At 41.3% G+C, this 17,138-nt stretch carries 15 protein-coding genes; 13 read left to right on the forward strand and 2 right to left on the reverse strand.

Annotated elements, in window-relative coordinates; genetic code table 11:
• Positions 1-108: 108 nt before the first annotated feature.
• From ACROAE_RS14025 to ACROAE_RS14050, 6 genes are all read left to right on the forward strand, one after another.
• On the forward strand, positions 109-534 hold the full coding sequence (locus ACROAE_RS14025; RefSeq protein ID WP_432402773.1) for a Rid family hydrolase: 426 nt from the start codon (positions 109-111) through the stop codon (positions 532-534).
• A gap of 198 nt (positions 535-732) precedes the next feature.
• Entirely contained in the window at positions 733-1,320 is a 588-nt protein-coding gene (locus ACROAE_RS14030) for an amidohydrolase family protein (protein WP_432402775.1), read from the forward strand.
• Positions 1,321-2,178, forward strand: a complete 858-nt coding sequence (locus tag ACROAE_RS14035; protein WP_432402777.1) for an amidohydrolase family protein — start codon at positions 1,321-1,323, stop codon at positions 2,176-2,178.
• A gap of 266 nt (positions 2,179-2,444) precedes the next feature.
• On the forward strand, positions 2,445-3,356 hold the full coding sequence (gene rimK, locus ACROAE_RS14040; protein WP_432402779.1) for a 30S ribosomal protein S6--L-glutamate ligase: 912 nt from the start codon (positions 2,445-2,447) through the stop codon (positions 3,354-3,356).
• A gap of 123 nt (positions 3,357-3,479) precedes the next feature.
• The gene (ndk, locus tag ACROAE_RS14045; RefSeq protein WP_432402781.1) at positions 3,480-3,911 is read left to right on the forward strand and encodes a nucleoside-diphosphate kinase; all 432 of its coding nucleotides are present in this window, start codon (positions 3,480-3,482) and stop codon (positions 3,909-3,911) included.
• A 1,327-nt stretch (positions 3,912-5,238) separates the two neighbouring features.
• Positions 5,239-7,776 carry a TonB-dependent receptor plug domain-containing protein gene (locus ACROAE_RS14050; RefSeq protein ID WP_432402783.1) on the forward strand — a complete coding sequence of 846 codons (2,538 nt, stop codon included), beginning with the start codon at positions 5,239-5,241 and terminating at the stop codon, positions 7,774-7,776.
• Between the two features lie 110 nt (positions 7,777-7,886).
• Here ACROAE_RS14050 and ACROAE_RS14055 read toward each other — a convergent pair whose 3' ends face one another.
• Together ACROAE_RS14055 and dusC are read right to left on the reverse strand one after the other, a co-directional pair.
• Positions 7,887-8,252, reverse strand: coding sequence for a TraR/DksA family transcriptional regulator (locus ACROAE_RS14055; protein ID WP_432402785.1), 366 nt, complete (start codon positions 8,250-8,252; stop codon positions 7,887-7,889).
• 137 nt (positions 8,253-8,389) lie between these two features.
• A complete protein-coding gene (dusC, locus tag ACROAE_RS14060) occupies positions 8,390-9,334 on the reverse strand; it encodes a tRNA dihydrouridine(16) synthase DusC (protein WP_432402787.1) in 945 nt (314 codons plus the stop codon).
• A gap of 351 nt (positions 9,335-9,685) precedes the next feature.
• Here dusC and ACROAE_RS14065 point away from each other — a divergent pair, with 351 nt between their 5' ends.
• The 7 genes from ACROAE_RS14065 to ACROAE_RS14095 all read left to right on the forward strand — a co-directional run bounded on the left by ACROAE_RS14065 (position 9,686) and on the right by ACROAE_RS14095 (position 17,037).
• Entirely contained in the window at positions 9,686-10,186 is a 501-nt protein-coding gene (locus ACROAE_RS14065) for an HvfA family oxazolone/thioamide-modified RiPP metallophore (RefSeq protein WP_432402789.1), read from the forward strand.
• Positions 10,187-10,317: 131 nt separating this feature from the next.
• Positions 10,318-11,154 carry an HvfB family MNIO-type RiPP peptide maturase gene (locus ACROAE_RS14070; RefSeq protein ID WP_432402791.1) on the forward strand — a complete coding sequence of 279 codons (837 nt, stop codon included), beginning with the start codon at positions 10,318-10,320 and terminating at the stop codon, positions 11,152-11,154.
• A gap of 50 nt (positions 11,155-11,204) precedes the next feature.
• Complete coding sequence (locus ACROAE_RS14075) at positions 11,205-11,960, forward strand: HvfC family RiPP maturation protein (RefSeq protein ID WP_432402793.1); 756 nt, start codon at positions 11,205-11,207, stop codon at positions 11,958-11,960.
• Positions 11,961-12,340: 380 nt separating this feature from the next.
• Positions 12,341-12,706, forward strand: a complete 366-nt coding sequence (locus ACROAE_RS14080; RefSeq protein WP_432402795.1) for a YbaN family protein — start codon at positions 12,341-12,343, stop codon at positions 12,704-12,706.
• A gap of 133 nt (positions 12,707-12,839) precedes the next feature.
• Entirely contained in the window at positions 12,840-13,391 is a 552-nt protein-coding gene (gene apt, locus ACROAE_RS14085) for an adenine phosphoribosyltransferase (protein WP_432402841.1), read from the forward strand.
• A 149-nt stretch (positions 13,392-13,540) separates the two neighbouring features.
• Positions 13,541-16,564: a DNA polymerase III subunit gamma/tau gene (gene dnaX / locus ACROAE_RS14090; protein WP_432402797.1), complete on the forward strand. Its 3,024-nt coding sequence runs from the start codon at positions 13,541-13,543 to the stop codon at positions 16,562-16,564.
• 140 nt (positions 16,565-16,704) lie between these two features.
• Complete coding sequence (locus tag ACROAE_RS14095) at positions 16,705-17,037, forward strand: YbaB/EbfC family nucleoid-associated protein (protein ID WP_160054287.1); 333 nt, start codon at positions 16,705-16,707, stop codon at positions 17,035-17,037.
• Positions 17,038-17,138 lie beyond the last annotated feature (101 nt).

Here is a 17,138-nt window from a genome sequence, read left to right on the forward strand (position 1 = left end):
TCGATGTGATTACTGCAACAACAAATAAAATAATAGCAAATAAAGCAATGGCTTAATAAGAAATGTCAGCCATCAATGTTGCGGTTTACTCCTATTAACGAGGCAAAAATGAAACCTTTCCAATTTAGATTGACGGTATTGAATGTTATTGCTGCAGTATCCGTAGCCAGTATTACTCAGGTATCTGCTGCACAACAGGAACATCAATCAGTGCAGTTTATTAACCATAATAAAAGCAATTCATTGCCTTTTTCTGAAGCAGTTAAGGTTAATCACACTTTGTATTTGTCTGGGCAGATTGGGCTTGATAACAACACTAAGCAATTGGTTATGGGTGGAGTAGAGGCTGAAACTCTCGCGACGCTTAGTAATATTAAACACACGTTGATGCAATCAGATTATCAACTCAGTGATGTAGTTAAATGCACTGTGATGTTGGCTGACATCAATGACTTTGGCAAATTCAATCAAGTGTACAGTGCTTTTTTTAAGCCGCCATATCCTGCAGAAGTACTTTTGGTGTCAGCGGTTTAGCGTTAAATGCCAAGGTAGAAATAGAATGTATCGCAGCTAAGTCATCAGTCATCAAATAATGTTTAGCGAGTATCTACTTAATATATTGACTCAGTCTTTTAAGCAGAACCTCGGTTAAGCGCAGTTTGTCTTTTTATGGCCACATGGATAAGTGGCTACTTTTTTTCTTTTTATTGCAGCATTAAACAGGAATGGGTTATGACTCTTTTATCTTTATCTAAAAAGTACATCGTTGCGAGTGTTGTCAGTGGATTAAGTGTGTTTAGCACCGAGGTAATGGCTGAAACTACTGATACTAGTCATCAGCAAAACCCATATGTCGCTTATAATCAACCAGTTATTGCGTTAGTGGGTGTCAAACTTATCGATGGTACTGGCGCTAAAATGAAACCCAACCAAACCATAATAATGACAAATAGTGTGATTACTTATGTTGGCGATGCCAGTAACGCTGATATTGCAGAAGGGACTAAGGTGATTAATGGCGCTGGTAAAAGTGTTATCCCTGGCCTTGTAATGATGCACGAACACATGTTTTACCCAACGGGTAATGCTCATTATACTGAAATGCTCTACAGCTTTCCTAAACTGTATTTAGCTGGCGGGGCGACAACGGTAAGAACGGCCGGTACAACAGCGCCCTATGGCGACTTAAACGTGCGTGATGCGATTCAACAAGGCACCACTTTTGGTCCGGACATTGATGTTACCGCGCCATATTTGAATGGACCCGGTTTACCGATTTTAAAACTTAAATCGTTACGTGATGCTGAAAATGCGAAATAGATGATTGATTATTGGAGTTATGAAGGTGTCACATCATATAAAGCTTACATGCAAATTAGCCCGTCTGAACTTAGCACCGTGATTGATCAAGCGCATCAACGCGATCAAAAAGTCACCGCGCATTTATGTTCTATCACTTATAGAGAGGCCGCTGATTTAGGCATTGATAATTTGGAACACGGCTTTTTTGCGGCAACTGATTTCGTTAAAGATAAAGTCGCAGGAGAGTGCCCAAAAACGGCGCATCAATCTTTAGTCGATTTAGACATAGATTCTCCTGAAGTGGCTAGTCTGATTAAACATTTAGTGGATAAGAAGGTTGCGCTGACTTCAACGCTAACCGTTTATGAAACCTACACAAAAGGTAGGCCTAAAGCTTATCCTCTGGCGTTAGAGGCGTTAATTCCACAACTCAAAACTCATTACGAAAATAACTGGCAAAAAATTTCACAGCAACAAGATGCGACATGGCCAGTCGTGTTTGAGAAAATGCGTAAATTGGAAAAACGGTTTGTTGAAGCCGGCGGTTTATTAATGGCCGGAACCGACCCCACTGGCTTTGGTGGTGTTGTTGCTGGGTTTTCTAACCAGCGCATGGTTGAGTTGTTAGTTGAGTCAGGTTTTAGCATTGAACAAGCGATTAAAATATCGAGCTTAAATGGAGCCAGTTATTTAGGTAGAGATAAATTAATCGGCTCGGTGGAAGTCGGTAAGCGCGCTGACTTAGTGTTAATTAATGGCGACCTTAGCCAAGACACCAGTGCTATTCAGCAAATGCAATATGTGTTTAAGCAAGGTGTAGGGTATGACTCTGTTGCGTTAATTAACGCGACAAAACAGGTCGTTGGAATGCATTAGCTGTATGCTGCTGGCACCAAAAGAGGCTCAATAATCTCTTTTTGTTGTGCCAGCGGTATGATCTATTCTCAATTGCTTGCGACCTTATTGAGACTTATCTACATCAAGTTTCAGCTTCTAACTTCGCCTTTTAGCCTACAATGATTAAGTGCATTTAAGGTTATTTTTTCGCTAAATTTGAGCGGGTTAATTATTTGTGTCACCAGTCATTGATTTTAAATCAACTCAGCGTATGATGCGCGAAAATTCCTATTTTGGAGCACTCTGTGCGCATCGCAATACTGTCTCAAGGCCCGCAATTATATTCTACTCGTCGCTTAGTCGAAGCTGCTGTCGCCCGCGGACATGAAGTTAAAGTAATCAACCCATTAAAGTGTTATATGAACATCAACATGACTAAACCTAGCATTCATATGGCAGGTAAAGACTTAGGTCATTTTGATGCCGTGATCCCACGGATTGGCGCTTCGGTTACTTTTTATGGTTCTGCAGTGCTTCGTCAATTAGAAATGATGGGCGTATATGCGGTTAATAGCTCAATTGGTATTGCGCGTTCACGTGACAAGCTTCGTTCAATGCAGTTGTTGTCAAGACAAGGCATTGGTTTACCGATTACTGGTTTTGCTAACAAGCCAAGTGACATTCCTGACTTAATCGATATGGTTGGCGGCGCGCCATTAGTGGTTAAACTGCTTGAAGGCACACAAGGTATTGGCGTGGTACTTGCTGAAACCCGTAAAGCCGCAGAAAGCGTGCTAGAAGCCTTTATGGGCCTTAAAGCCAACATTATGGTGCAAGAATATATTGCTGAAGCCCAAGGTGCTGATATTCGTTGTTTTGTCTTAGGCGATAAAGTCATTGCTGCAATGAAACGCCAGGCAAAACCGGGTGAGTTCCGTTCAAACCTTCACCGCGGCGGCAGTGCGACCTTAGTTAAGTTGTCACCACAAGAACGCTCAGTTGCACTGCGTGCCGCGCGTACAATGGGATTAAATGTCGCAGGTGTTGATTTATTGCGTTCTAACCACGGTCCTGTGGTAATGGAAGTGAACTCTTCACCAGGGCTTGAAGGTATTGAAGGCGCAACTCAAAAAGATGTTGCGGATGCCATTATCTGTTTTCTTGAAAAAAACGCCGCTAAAGTGAACAAGCAAAGCAAGGAAATTGCCGCTTGTTAATATAAATGACGTAAACAAATGCTCAAATGTTACTGTGATAGATGATAAAACTAGGCTTTTTGAGTTTAATTACGTATAATCCGCGCGAATTTTTTAAACTTGCTCACATTAAGGAAGCTAGTTATGGCGATCGAACGCACATTTTCTATTATCAAGCCAGATGCAGTTGCTAAAAACCACATCGGTGCAATTTATAACCGTTTTGAATCAGCGGGTCTTAAGATCATTGCTTCTAAAATGGTACACCTTTCTAAAGAACAAGCTGAAGGCTTCTACGCTGAACACAGCGCACGTCCTTTCTTTGGTGCTTTAGTGTCTTTCATGACTTCTGGTCCAGTAGTGGTTCAAGTGTTAGAAGGCGAAAACGCTGTTCTTGCTAACCGCGAAATCATGGGTGCAACTAACCCAGCTGAAGCTGCTCGTGGCACTTTACGTGCAGATTACGCGGCAAGCATCGACGAAAACGCAGTTCACGGTTCTGATGCAGTTGAATCAGCAGCACGTGAAATTGCTTACTTCTTCAGCGCTGAAGAAGTGTGCCCACGCACTCGTTAATCTTCGCTTAAAAGATAAATAAAAGGAGCTTAGGCTCCTTTTTTATTGCCTGTGATTTGGCTATTGTAACCAGTCAGTAGTCGACATTTTTTGTACAAATTGACTCGACAACATCAAATCGTCATTGTTAGCCATTGTTAGCCATTGTTAGCCATTGTTAGTGATTAATGAGGATTGGTATTGCGAGCATTGAATCCTTAATCAAGATTATAACGAGTTGTTTTGCATGGTGACATCAGCAAGACAAATATCGTCATGCTTAGCACCCAATCAAACAACGCATCAATTATCACATCAAGGATCTCATCAAGTACAACATTCAACACAACTCAACGCCATACCCACAAATTACCGAGTAGAAAATAGATAGCGAGATATACCGTCAATTATTCTATTTTCCATCAGTACGATTTCTATTTCTCGCAACCCTTTTACAACCCGCAAGAAAGGAATGCCCAGCAGCTTTTGTTGTGCGTTCTCGATATTTAAAGGGAAATAGCCATGACTGCGCCTCAATCAAAAAATGCTGGACGCATTCTGATTGGTCACTTATTAGACGGATGGGTATAACTCATGCTTGTATGCAGACAGCATCATTTGGCTCTGAATATTTAAATGACTCGCGGTTATATATGACTCTAACCGTTTCAGCGTATAGGGTGAAGAAGGCTAATAACAAAATACCATTTACTCATTACATGCCATTAATTGTAAATTTTACGTTAATAAAAAACGCTGTGAAAATGATTAACTTTCGAGGTTTTACACGTTAATTAGTATGTATTTCGAGCTAAAAAAAGGGCTTTTAGTTCTGATTATGGTGAACAGTATTTAACATATATTGAATAAAGAATAGCGTATGAAATAGCTTTTAGTGAATTACTGAATAATTAATCAGTAATTATGAGAGAGCATTCTGATTGTTTTTAGTTCAATAAAAAAATAAATTTAAAAATATTACGATTTAATGATTGATACAATATGTGATCGATTGTTGCAAATATGTTTTTTATGTTTTCTTTCTGTTTTTTTAAATAAATTTATTTGTATTTTATTGGTGTTAAGTTTGTACTGTTTTTGCGCTATAAAAATAACAACAAAATAACAATAAAAGTATTTTTTTGTATTACATTGAATTGTAAGGTTTTTATTAAGTCAAATTAATTATGACTTTTAAGCTGTTTTGCGATGTTGTTCACATGTTGCCCATATTGACTAAAAGTTTTTTATTCATTAATAATGTTTTCAGTAATTGGTTAAACCGATTATTCATAATTAAAAATATAACGACTTGTTTTATTTTATTCCAAGTTATAGGGAGTTATTCATGAGTTCAGTAACATTGACAGCAAAAGCGATCCGTCGCAGTTTATTAGCTGTAGCAGCAACAAGTGTGGCAACGACAGGTTTGTTTTCTTCAGCCGTTATTGCTGCAGACGAACAGAAAGTTGAAAGAATCGAAGTCACCGGTTCACGTATTCAACGCCAGGATATGGAAACCGCTTCACCCGTAACCATCATTTCAGCTGAAGCTATTCGCGCTGAAGGTTTCACATCTGTTGACCAATTACTGCAAGCACAAACTTCAATGGCAGGTGCCGCTGTTGGCTCTAGTACAAACAACGGTGCAGATGGTGTTGCACAAGTTGATTTGCGCGGTATGGGTTCACAGCGTACTTTGGTATTGGTCAATGGACGCCGTATGGTTAACTCAGGTTCAGGTGCAGATAGCTCTGTTGATTTGAACTCTATTCCAGTAGCAATGATTGCACGTGTTGAGATCTTAAAAGACGGCGCCTCAGCGGTTTACGGTTCAGATGCGATTGCCGGTGTAGTTAACATTATTACCAAGAAAGATTTTGAAGGTTTACAGTTGGACGTTACTGGCAGTGGCACCGATAAAGGTGATGGCGAAAACGGTGATTTAAGTATGCTTTACGGTTTCAATACCGATGGCGGCAACTACACAATTGGTGCCGCTTTCTCTGACCGTCGTGAAATTGTGCAGTCAGACCGTGATTGGACCGAATTAGGGACAAGTAGCATTATTCCTACAGGCACGTTGGAAGGCTTATCAAGAGACTCTAATGGTAACTGGGTACCTCGCGCTGATCTTTACGAGCGTTATGATTATACTCAAGATAGTTACTACCAAACACCAAGTGAGCGTCGTAGCTTGTTTGCGAATATGACACAAGAATTAGGTAATGACGTCGTATTAACTGCAGATGCTATTTATACTAACCGTCGCTCAAACCAACAGTTAGCCGGTCAACCAGCTCAGATTTATTTAGATGTGTGCGGACAACCAGGTGTAGACCCTTTAAACTGTATGACTATTGATAGCAGTATGTCTGCAGCAGGGATAGCAGCTGATGAAAACGGTCAAGTGTTCTATGCCAGACGTACCAAGGATGTAGGTCCTCGTATATATTCTCAAGATACGAATACATGGCGCATGTCTGCAGGTTTAGCCGGTTTGTTAGATGTTAATACTGGTATGAATTGGGATGTGTCTTATACCTTCGGTAAGAACGAAGCGTCTACATCAGTTGATAATTCTATCAATGCAAATGACATGATCAATTCTATTTATGCTGATCAAGATTCATGGTTTTCTGGCGCACCATTAACTCAACAGCAAAAAGATGCAGTTGGATATTCAGAGAAAGCTAACGGTGGAAACGAACAGCAAACTCTGTCAGCAGGCTTAAATGGTGAGTTATTTGAATTATCAGCTGGTGCAATCGGTTTTGCTATCGGTGCAGAATACCGTCGTGAAAGTGGTTTCTATAACCCTGATGCAATTGTTGTAGCAGGTGAAAGTACTGCAGCCCAACAAGATCCGACTAAAGGTAATTACAACGTTATCTCTTTTTTCCAAGAGGTTAGCGTACCTTTCACTGATAAGTTAACCGGTGAATTTGCAATGCGTTTAGATGATTATTCTACCTTTGGTAAAGCAAGCACATGGAAAATCGGCTTAACTTACGAAGCGACTGATGAACTTATGGTTCGAGGTGTAGCAGCAACAGGTTTCCGTGCTCCAAGTGTATCTGAATTGTACGCAGGTAATTCAGGATCATTCGATTACCTAACAGATCCTTGGTTATCAGAAGCTGATCAAACAGGTCAAATATTAGTCAATCGTACATCAGATCCCGATCTAAAACCTGAGGAGTCAGAATCATACACAGCAGGTTTGGTTTACTCACCTAGTTACGTTGAAGGTATGTCTGTAACATTAGATTACTGGCGCTTCAAAGTTGATGACGCAATTGCGCGTTTAGACACTCAAGCAGGTTTAGACGACTGTCAAGCTGGAATAACGTCTGCTTGTGAAACTTTTAGTATTACTCAAGATGGTGATTTACGTAACTTAACTAATGCATTGACTAACGTAGGCTATCAAGACACTAGTGGTGTTGACTTCAATTTAGCTTATAACTTTGAAGGTTTAGGTTTAGATTGGAAAATTAATAATGACATGACTTATCTTGTTAATTTCGAGCAAGATGGTCAAGATTACACTGATACTATCGACGGTAACTTTGGTGCTTACGCGAAAGTTCGCAATAACTTTAGTGTTTCAACTGGTCAAGATAGCTGGAGCGTTAGCTACTTCAACCGTTACATTGGCGAAATGGACGATCTAAATACAGGCGATAAAGTGGATGCAATTCTGTACCATAATGTTTCTGGCACTTATTATGTTACTGATATGATTACCCTAACCGCAGGTGTTAAAAACTTAAGCGACGAAGAGCCATCACGTGTTTCTAACGGTCCTTCTGGCGGTACTGTATCTGAAGTATATGACACCATTGGTCGTCAATACTTCGGTGGTGTAACGCTTAAGTTCTAGAACGTCTAATAATAATGAGTGCTCAGTAGTGCTCATTTAACGTGATAAAAAGCCTACAGAAATGTAGGCTTTTTTGTATCTGTATTTTGTATCTGTTGGTTGATAGATGTTTAGTGATTTAACCTAAGCTCTAGTCTATGTTCATTAAGGTATTTCTGTTGGCAATGCCTGCAGCGTTGTTCTGTGGGATCTAGCTGTAACCTACCTGCGTCGATGTCCATTTCACAGTCAGAACATAGACCATAGAGACCGAGATCGAGTTGGCATAATGCGGCATCGAGTTTCATTAATTGAGTGAATAGGTCGGTGTTGGCCAATTTTACTTGCGACAGGAAATCGATAATATCCCCGAGTGTCGCTGCGTGAGCGAGTTGACTCGCGTCTGGTGAAATATCCTTGATAATAAGCAATAACTCGTATCTCAATTTGAGTTCAAGTTGTTGTAATTTTTGCAGTATGTCCTGATAGTTGTGCAACTGAAATAACCTTTGCTGATAATGTCACTAGAAATTCTATTCTAGGCACAAAAAAAACGCAGGTTATGACGAAGATCAATTCTGAAGTAGATTTTTGCACTCAGGCAGTAAAAGTATACAACCTGAGGCGATAAACATTAGCGTAAAGACTGATGTGCCTGTTGCAGCACCTTCACTATCTCTTCGGTAGTTTTATAAATCCGTAACTCACGAAACAAGGCATCTGCTTCAGGATATTGACGATTCAAGTAGCTAAACCATTGTTTAATACGTGAAGGATAATAATCTGATTTCCGGCCACTGAGTTCTTTTTCTGTATAACTCATTAACAGCGTGAGCGTTTGTAACCAGGTATAGGGCGTTGCCCCCGTTTTGATGGTATCGCCTAAATTGGGTAACGAAATTGCACCGCGGCCAATCATGACACTGTCACAGCCTGTGACATCTATGCAACGTTGAGCATCTGCGGCATTCCAAATTTCGCCATTGGCGATAACCGGTATAGGTAATCGTTTGCGCACTTCTGTGATGTATTCCCAGTAAGCAGGTGGTTTATATCCGTCTGTTTTACTGCGTGCATGAATTGCTAATTCTGATGCACCTGCTTCATATACCGCTAAGGCGTTTTCCATAAACAATGATTTATCTTCGTAGCCTAAGCGAATTTTAGCGGTGACGGGTTGCTCGCTTGGCACGGCGTCACGCATCGCCTTAACAATCTTGTAGATGTTTTCTGGGTATTGCAGTAATACAGCGCCACCTTTACTTTTATTAACCGTTTTAGCTGGGCAACCAAAGTTAGCGTCAACGCCATTAGAACCTAATTCAATTGCCCTAATGGCATTTTCGGCCATCCACTCAGGCTCTTGTCCTAACAATTGCACACGTACCGGCGTGCCTGAGGGCGTTAATCCGTGATTAAGTAATTCAGGGCACAATTTGTAAAAGACTTTCTCTGGTAATAGCTGGTTTACCACTCGTACAAACTCAGTGACCACTAAATCAAATGGATTAATGGTAGATAAAATATCACGCATATGGTCATCAACCACGCCTTCCATCGGAGCTAAAATAACGCGCACAATACACCTTACTGAATAAAAAAGTGCGCTATTTTACCGTGTTTATCTGTTGATAACAGCATTAAGCACCACTTTAAGCGCTCCGGTTTATCAGTAAGTCCATTTTTTTACTATTTATCATAAAGATAGTCGACAATCTTGCTGGTGTTAACTCATGTTCCCTCTTCTTGCGGTGTTAATTTTGTGTTAAGTTAACACCGTCCTAGCCTGGTTTTTTATTACTTAATGTCAATTTTTTCACATTTTTTTGTTTATTTTGAAATAAAAATAACAGATGGCAGGTCTCTTTATGCAAGCCGGCAATGATGTTGGTCACCATTACATAATCAAGACACGAGGAAGACAAAAATTATGAACTCAATCAAACAAACTACTGTAGCTGTAGCGTTAGGTGCTGTTGTGATGACTGCTGGTTTTGCTGTTGAAGTACAAGCTAACCCTTTTGGATTTGAACAATTAACTGCTGGCTACCAATTAGATGGTGGTGAAGGTAAGTGCGGCGAAGGCAAGTGCGGCGGCGACATGAAAAAGTCTGCTGAAAAAGCGGCTGAAGGTAAATGTGGCGAAGGCAAGTGCGGCGGCGACATGAAAAAGTCAGCTGAAAAAGCCGTTGAAGGTAAATGTGGCGAAGGCAAATGCGGTGGCGACATGAAAAAATCTGCTGAAAAAGCCGTTGAAGGTAAATGTGGCGAAGGCAAATGCGGTGGCGACATGAAAAAATCTGCTGAAAAAGCCGTTGAAGGTAAATGTGGCGAAGGCAAGTGCGGCGGCGACATGAAAAAATCTGCTGAAAAAGCGGTAGACGGTGCTGTTAGCAAAGAAATGAAAAAAGTAGTTGAAGTGGTTAAGTAATAACCCAAAAGCAGTCAACATCATTGACGGCAATTATTAGATAATCCTTTGGCTTATCTGAGACAATTAAGGCCTGAGATTCAGGCCTTAATTTTATCTGTTTTTTATCGTTAAAGGACACACACTCTATTATGCATAGCAATACTCATCGCCAAGATCGTGTTGGGTTAGGGCTTCGTCGCGAAATGTTAGCGGAGTTTTGTCAGCATGTTCCTTCAGCAATAGATTTTTTCGAAGTCGCGCCTGAAAACTGGATGACATTAGGCGGTAAATTTGGCCGTCAATTTAAACAATTGACCGAACAACATGCCTTTTTCTGCCATGGTTTGTCGCTATCAATTGGCAGTCCTGCGCCATTAGACACTCAATTCGTCCAAAATATAAAACGTTTTTTAGACAGTCACAGCATTAATGTATATTCAGAACATTTAAGTTATTGCTCGGGAACCGGCCACATGTACGACTTGATGCCGATACCGTTTACCGATGAAGCCGTGATCCACACGGCAAAACGTATCAAGCAAGTAGAAGATATTCTTGAACGTCCTTTTATTCTTGAAAATGTGTCGTTTTATGCCGCGCCTGGGGCGCAAATGAGCGAACAAGCCTTTGTGAATGCGGTATTACAAGAAGCTGACTGCAAATTATTACTCGATGTAAACAACATTTATGTTAATGCAATTAATCATCAATATGATGCCAATGAATTTCTTGCCGCGATGCCAACAGAGCGTATCGCCTATTTGCATATTGCTGGCCATTATGACGAAGACGTTGATTTAAAAGTCGATACCCACGGTGCCGATGTGATTGACCCAGTATGGACATTACTACAACAATGTTATCAATTGCACGGTGTTCACCCGACGTTGCTCGAACGAGATTTTAATATTCCTAAAACAGACGTTTTGCTCAACGAGATAAACCAAATTCATCATTATCAACAAGATGCTCTATTACATAAGTAAAGTCGTTGAGTTAAATCGTGGTTATCGCTGTTATTATTGAGGAAACTGAAATGGGATTTATTGACGTACAGCAACAGTTTATGGATTACATTCGTGATCCCAGCTTACCGTTGCCTGACGGCATTGAAGCACGTCGAATGACAATTTACCGAGAGCTGTTTTTTAATAATATTTCAGGCTTTGTCTCCAGTGCCTTTCCGGTATTAAAAAGCTTATATACTGCCGAGCAATGGCAAATGTTAGTGCAACAGTTTTTTGTGAAGCATGATTGTCAAACTCCGATATTCGTAGAAATAGCCGCTGAGTTTCTCGCATTTTTACAACACCAATATACTCCGTCTGAACATGACCCCATCTTTATGCTGCAACTTGCGCATTATGAATGGTTAGAGCTGTGCGCCGCCGTAGCCCCCGACACAGCAGTATCGCAATTATTAGACAGTGATAATGTGCAGCACCCATTTTTAAGCTTAGCTGCCAGTGCTAAGGTTGCTCAATATGGCTTTGATGTTCAACATATCAGTGTCGATTACCAACCTATAGCGCCAACCGCTCAAGCTCACTTTTTTTGCGTTTACCGCGACAGTGAAGATGAAGTGGCGTTCTTACAACTTACGCCGTTAAGTGCGCAAGTGTTAGCTTATATTGAAGAAATGGATCGGGCGCAACAAGCGGTTAATGTTGACCAAATTATCAGTTGGCTCAGTGGGCATTATCCGCAAATGTCGACGGATGCTTTATTATCTGGTTGCTTACCTTTGTTGCAGCAACTCGCACAGAAGGGGATTGTGGTAGCGGCCAATTAGCTAAGTAGACTTAGTAATTTTAAGGTTTTTATTTTGTGAAGATGCGTCTAAAATGAGCCACTTTTGTGATCGACTTCACGTCAACATAGGGTTAATTAACTCACTTGTTAACAACATCATTAAATGATTGATGTAAGCCATTGCAGTATAAATATCACTTTAATCTAGGAATTATCATGAGTCAGCCGTTTAAAGACCCGTTTAACATTGTTTATTTTATTGGTTTTATTTTGGTTTTATTAATTCCAACATTGCCAGCAAGTCTTTCATGGTTAAAAGTGTCTGGATTAATTTAACGCTTATTTCAGAATAATCTGTCATGATATTGCCTTACTAAACCACTCTGATAGAGTGGTTTTTTGTTTATGGCGAGGGTGGTTATGGCGCTAAAACGCGGCTTTTTTTTGATTATTGGTTTATGCAGCCTAGTATTAGGCTTAATGGGCATTTTGTTACCATTACTGCCAACTGTTCCTTTTATTTTATTATCGGCATTTTGCTTTGCTCGTTCAAATGACCGTTTACACCATTGGTTAGTCACACACCCTTGGTTTGCCGAAGGGATCCATCAATGGCAATCAAAAAAGGCTTTGAGTCGACCATTAAAGCGTAAAGCCATGATATTGAGCAGCCTAAGCTTTTGTATTAGCATCGTAATTGTGCCACTCGTGTGGGTTAAAATGATGTTGTTTAGCATGATGCTCGTGTTGTTGTTTTTTTTGTGGCGGATCCCAGAGTTAGAATAATAAATCGTCAGTTAATGCATGACAGTTGCAACTGAGATTAAACGGGCATAAGATCACTTAAGTATTTTTACCAGAGTCCACCAATCACGTGGACTTTTTTATTGCGTAATCACTTTTAAACTAGAGTTAACTAATTATGATGAACCAAGACAGTTTAGCGCTTATCAAGAACAGCATTAAAACCATTCCTGATTATCCAAAGCCAGGCATTATGTTTCGTGATGTCACCAGCTTGTTAGAAAGCGCTGAAGCGTACAAAGCAACGATTGCCATTTTAGTTGCTCACTACCAATCAAAAGGTTTTACTAAAGTGGTTGGCACAGAAGCGCGTGGCTTTTTATTTGGTGCACCTTTAGCACTTGAACTTGGCGTTGGATTTGTGCCTGTGCGTAAGCCTGGTAAATTACCACGCGAAACCATAAGCCAAACTTATGAATTAGAATACGGTAAAGACACTTTAGAAATTCATACCGATGCGATTAACGCAAACGATAAAGTGCTAGTGATTGATGATTTATTAGCCACCGGCGGCACAATCGAAGCAACGGTTAAGCTTATTCGTGAACTGGGTGGTGAAGTTTCCCATGCTGCATTTGTTATTTCATTGCCTGAAATTGGCGGCGAAAAGCGCCTACAAGGTTTAGGGATTGAAGTATTAAGCTTGTGTGAGTTTGACGGCGAATAGTAAGTTTAAAATAACTGCTAATTTATTAAGCAGTTAACTGCATTAACGTCCATCAAATGCCCGCTCAACAATAGCATGCCAGCCCTTGGCATGTTATTGTTATCCCCTTTAATGGGATTGACTCCCGATAGCTCTCTGTGGGGAATTTCATGTCTTATCAAGTGCTCGCCCGCAAATGGCGTCCAGCAAAATTTGAACAAATGGTTGGTCAGTCCCATGTGCTCATGGCACTCACTAATGCATTAAGTCAGCAACGTCTTCATCACGCTTATTTGTTTACCGGAACCCGTGGGGTCGGTAAAACCAGCTTGGCACGACTTTTTGCCAAAGGGCTAAACTGTGAAACCGGCGTAACCGCTAATCCTTGCGGTGAATGTTCAAGTTGTATTGAAATTGCTCAAGGCCGTTTTGTCGATTTAATTGAGGTCGATGCAGCGTCGCGCACCAAAGTGGATGATACCCGCGAATTACTCGACAACGTACAATATCGTCCATCTCGTGGCCGGTTTAAAGTCTACCTCATAGACGAAGTCCACATGCTGTCGCGCAGCAGCTTTAATGCCTTGTTAAAAACCTTAGAAGAACCCCCTGAACATGTAAAATTTTTGCTGGCGACCACTGATCCACATAAATTACCGGTCACGGTATTATCTCGTTGTCTGCAATTTAATTTAAAGAGTCTGTCGCAACAAGAGATCTGCAAGCAACTCGAGTACGTGATTACTCAAGAGCAATTGCCTTTTGAATCCCAAGCATTAAATGTATTGGCTAAGGCGGCTAATGGCAGTATGCGAGATGCGTTGAGTTTAACCGACCAGGCCATTGCGTTTGGTAGCGGGCAGGTGATGCTTGAGCAAGTACAAACCATGCTCGGTAGCATTGATGAACAGCATGTTATTGCGCTATTAAAAACCTTATGTGATGCCGATGTCGCGCCTTTGATGCAAATGGTGGCAAAAGTATTAGCGTTTGGTGCTGATGCTGAAGAAGTGTTGCGAAGTCTACTCGAGTTACTGCATCAAATTACCTTGACTCAGTTTGCTCCTGCAGCCGCTCAACAGTCTCTGTTCAGTGAGCAAATTCTAGCGTTTGCCCAGCAATTATCGCCAGAGCAAGTGCAATTGTATTATCAAATGTTACTGAATGGCCGTAAAGATTTAGCTTTTGCGCCAGATCCAAAATCAGGGCTGGAAATGGCATTGCTTCGTGCGGTAGCTTTCACGCCTGAAAAGCAAGTCAAACGTTGGGTAACAACTACGCCAGCGGTAATTGATTTAGCACAAACGCACGAGGTCACAGATACAAGCCCAAAGCCTAAAGATTCAGTATCCGTAAGCCAAGCAATACCAAGTGAAGCTCCTGCAGCATTAATGCCAAAGGATGAGACACAAGCCAATGTAAGCCAAGTCTTGGCAACCCCACTAGATACTGAATTAACCTCGGCAGAATCGAACGATGCTGCTTCGCCTGACGATGACACGACGCAAAGTGAGTTAAGCGATGATGAACCCGATAATGCGCTTAGCGATGTCGATGAAGCACTCACGGATGCTGCATTAATAGCAGAACAACATGTGCTGTTGAGTCAAGCTGAGAGCTTTGGCTTTAATGATAAATCACCCACTAAAACGATGCCACAACCCCCGGCTCTAGATACGAAAGAGCCTGAGCCCGTTACGACAGATATTGAGCGCAATGCCCTTGCTGTTGATGGTCATCAAGATTCAAATGTTCAATCTACACATCAAGACGGTTTGGATTCCATCAGTGACACCACAGAGTCGAGCGACGGTTTAGGTGTTTCTGTTGATAACGCAGCCAATGATCCACTTGATAGCACTTCAAATATCTCATCAGACGATTCTTTTGACGGCTATTCGTTTAGTGATTACGATCAAGACAGTGATTATCAACCTGCTGATCATGACTATTATATGACATTTTCTGCTCAGTCTGAGTCTTTGTATCAATCTCAGCCCTTGCATGAGTCATTTGAACAAACGAATACACTGAGTGTATCTGCAGAAGCGCCATCTGCAGATACTTCATCGCCTGAAACACCGATAGAACCTGAGGCAAAATCAGAGGCTGAAACAGCTGTAAACCAAGAAGATGCGTTAGATTTTCTTAATGTGGTACTGGCCAGCCGCGATTCGTTAATTGCCGATGTCGGCGCGTTGCAACAAAAAGAAGCGGAAGCTGCCAAAGTACCCGTTGCCGGTAAGTTAGCTAGCATAAGTAAAGTACCTACAGCACCGAAACGCTTTGCGACAACAGCTGAATCATCTCTTGAACCTTCGACTGACTCCTCACTTGAGTCATCACTTGATATGTCGGTAAAGGATGCGCCGATTGAGCCGCATAACGCAAGCCAGGTAGAGGCTAATCCAGAGTCTGCCTCTGAGCCTGTATCTGAGTCTGCCACTATGTCAGTAAAAACGCCTGATGATGTGCCAAGTGGTCAACATGCTATAAATAAAAGTGCAAATGCCGATACTCAATACGATAGGCCGCCGTGGGTAGAGCCCGCCGGTGATGAGTCATTTAATACGTTTGCCGATTTTGCTCAGCAAAAGACAACACAATCTGCCCAAGCAGGCTCTGCAGCAAAAGAGCCAACCTCGAGTGCGTTAACGGCATCAAAGCCGACTATTACCGCTGAGTCATTAGCTAAATCTGACGCACTCCAAGCGTCAACCGCAATGGTGCCTTTTACCCCACACAGTATTGAGGGTAATGAGCTTGATTTACATTGGTATAAAGTGATGACTAATGTGTCTGTGGGCGGTCGAGTAAGGCAGTTGGGCGTAAACTCAGTGTGTCAGGCACAAACTAATCCACTGGTGTTGGTATTAAAACCAGATCAAAAACACCTTTCTGCACCCATTGCGATAGATCAATTGCAAGTAGCGTTAACGGATTATTTGCAGCAACCAACTGAAGTTCAAATTCAAATTGGTATTGTTCCAAAGCGGGAAACACCGTTAGAATTACGTAAACGATTTCATCGCGAATTGATTGCTCAAGCTGAGCAGTCAATTTTGCAAGATGATAATACTCAGTGGATGATCCAACGATTATCTGCGCAGTTAGACAGTGATAGTATTGAGTATCCGCCTGAGCAATTGGCGCAAATTGCCCATGATATTGCTCAAATAACGGCTCAATCATGATCAATAACGGGTAATTTAGGTTGAATGAACATATCTTCATCTCAAAAATGCTCAGCCTAGATTGCCAATCGATTTTATTTCAGTAAGATTAGCGTCATTATGGCGACGTGCTAACAATCCTAATTAGAGAGAGACAAACTATGTTTGGTGGAAAAGGCGGTATGGGCAATTTAATGAAACAAGCCCAAATGATGCAAGACAAAATGGCAAAAGTGCAAGAAGAGATCGCACGCACAGAAATGACGGGTGAAGCGGGTGCTGGCTTGGTTAAAGTAACCATGACAGGTAACCACAGCGTGCGTAAAGTTGAAATCGACCCAAGCTTAATGGAAGATGACAAAGAAATGCTCGAAGACTTGATTGCTGCGGCCTGTAATGATGCAGCGCGTCGTCTAGAAGAAAATCAAAAAACTAAAATGGCCGAAGTGACCGGTGGCATGCAATTACCACCAGGAATGAAAATGCCGTTTTAATCGTTGTTGTTAACAACAAACAAAAAAGCTCAAGCATAATGCTTGAGCTTTTTTGTTTTCGCGTCAGAGTCAGCTTGACCAATGACCAATGACCAATGACC

The organism is Shewanella sp. MF05960, assembly GCF_050849305.1.
In the GTDB taxonomy this organism is placed as follows: Bacteria; Pseudomonadota; Gammaproteobacteria; order Enterobacterales; family Shewanellaceae; genus Shewanella.

Excerpts from the sequence above, each read along its gene's own strand:
- ACROAE_RS14095 (WP_160054287.1), top strand. The coding sequence starts at position 16,705 with ATGTTTGGTGGAAAAGGCGGTATGGGCAATTTAATGAAACAAGCCCAA.
- dnaX (WP_432402797.1), top strand. The coding sequence starts at position 13,541 with ATGTCTTATCAAGTGCTCGCCCGCAAATGGCGTCCAGCAAAATTTGAA.
- ACROAE_RS14050 (WP_432402783.1), top strand. The coding sequence starts at position 5,239 with ATGAGTTCAGTAACATTGACAGCAAAAGCGATCCGTCGCAGTTTATTA.
- ACROAE_RS14075 (WP_432402793.1), top strand. The coding sequence starts at position 11,205 with ATGGGATTTATTGACGTACAGCAACAGTTTATGGATTACATTCGTGAT.
- ndk (WP_432402781.1), top strand. The coding sequence starts at position 3,480 with ATGGCGATCGAACGCACATTTTCTATTATCAAGCCAGATGCAGTTGCT.
- ACROAE_RS14065 (WP_432402789.1), top strand. The coding sequence starts at position 9,686 with ATGAACTCAATCAAACAAACTACTGTAGCTGTAGCGTTAGGTGCTGTT.
- ACROAE_RS14025 (WP_432402773.1), top strand. The coding sequence starts at position 109 with ATGAAACCTTTCCAATTTAGATTGACGGTATTGAATGTTATTGCTGCA.
- ACROAE_RS14070 (WP_432402791.1), top strand. The coding sequence starts at position 10,318 with ATGCATAGCAATACTCATCGCCAAGATCGTGTTGGGTTAGGGCTTCGT.
- ACROAE_RS14030 (WP_432402775.1), top strand. The coding sequence starts at position 733 with ATGACTCTTTTATCTTTATCTAAAAAGTACATCGTTGCGAGTGTTGTC.
- ACROAE_RS14035 (WP_432402777.1), top strand. The coding sequence starts at position 1,321 with ATGATTGATTATTGGAGTTATGAAGGTGTCACATCATATAAAGCTTAC.
- ACROAE_RS14080 (WP_432402795.1), top strand. The coding sequence starts at position 12,341 with ATGGCGCTAAAACGCGGCTTTTTTTTGATTATTGGTTTATGCAGCCTA.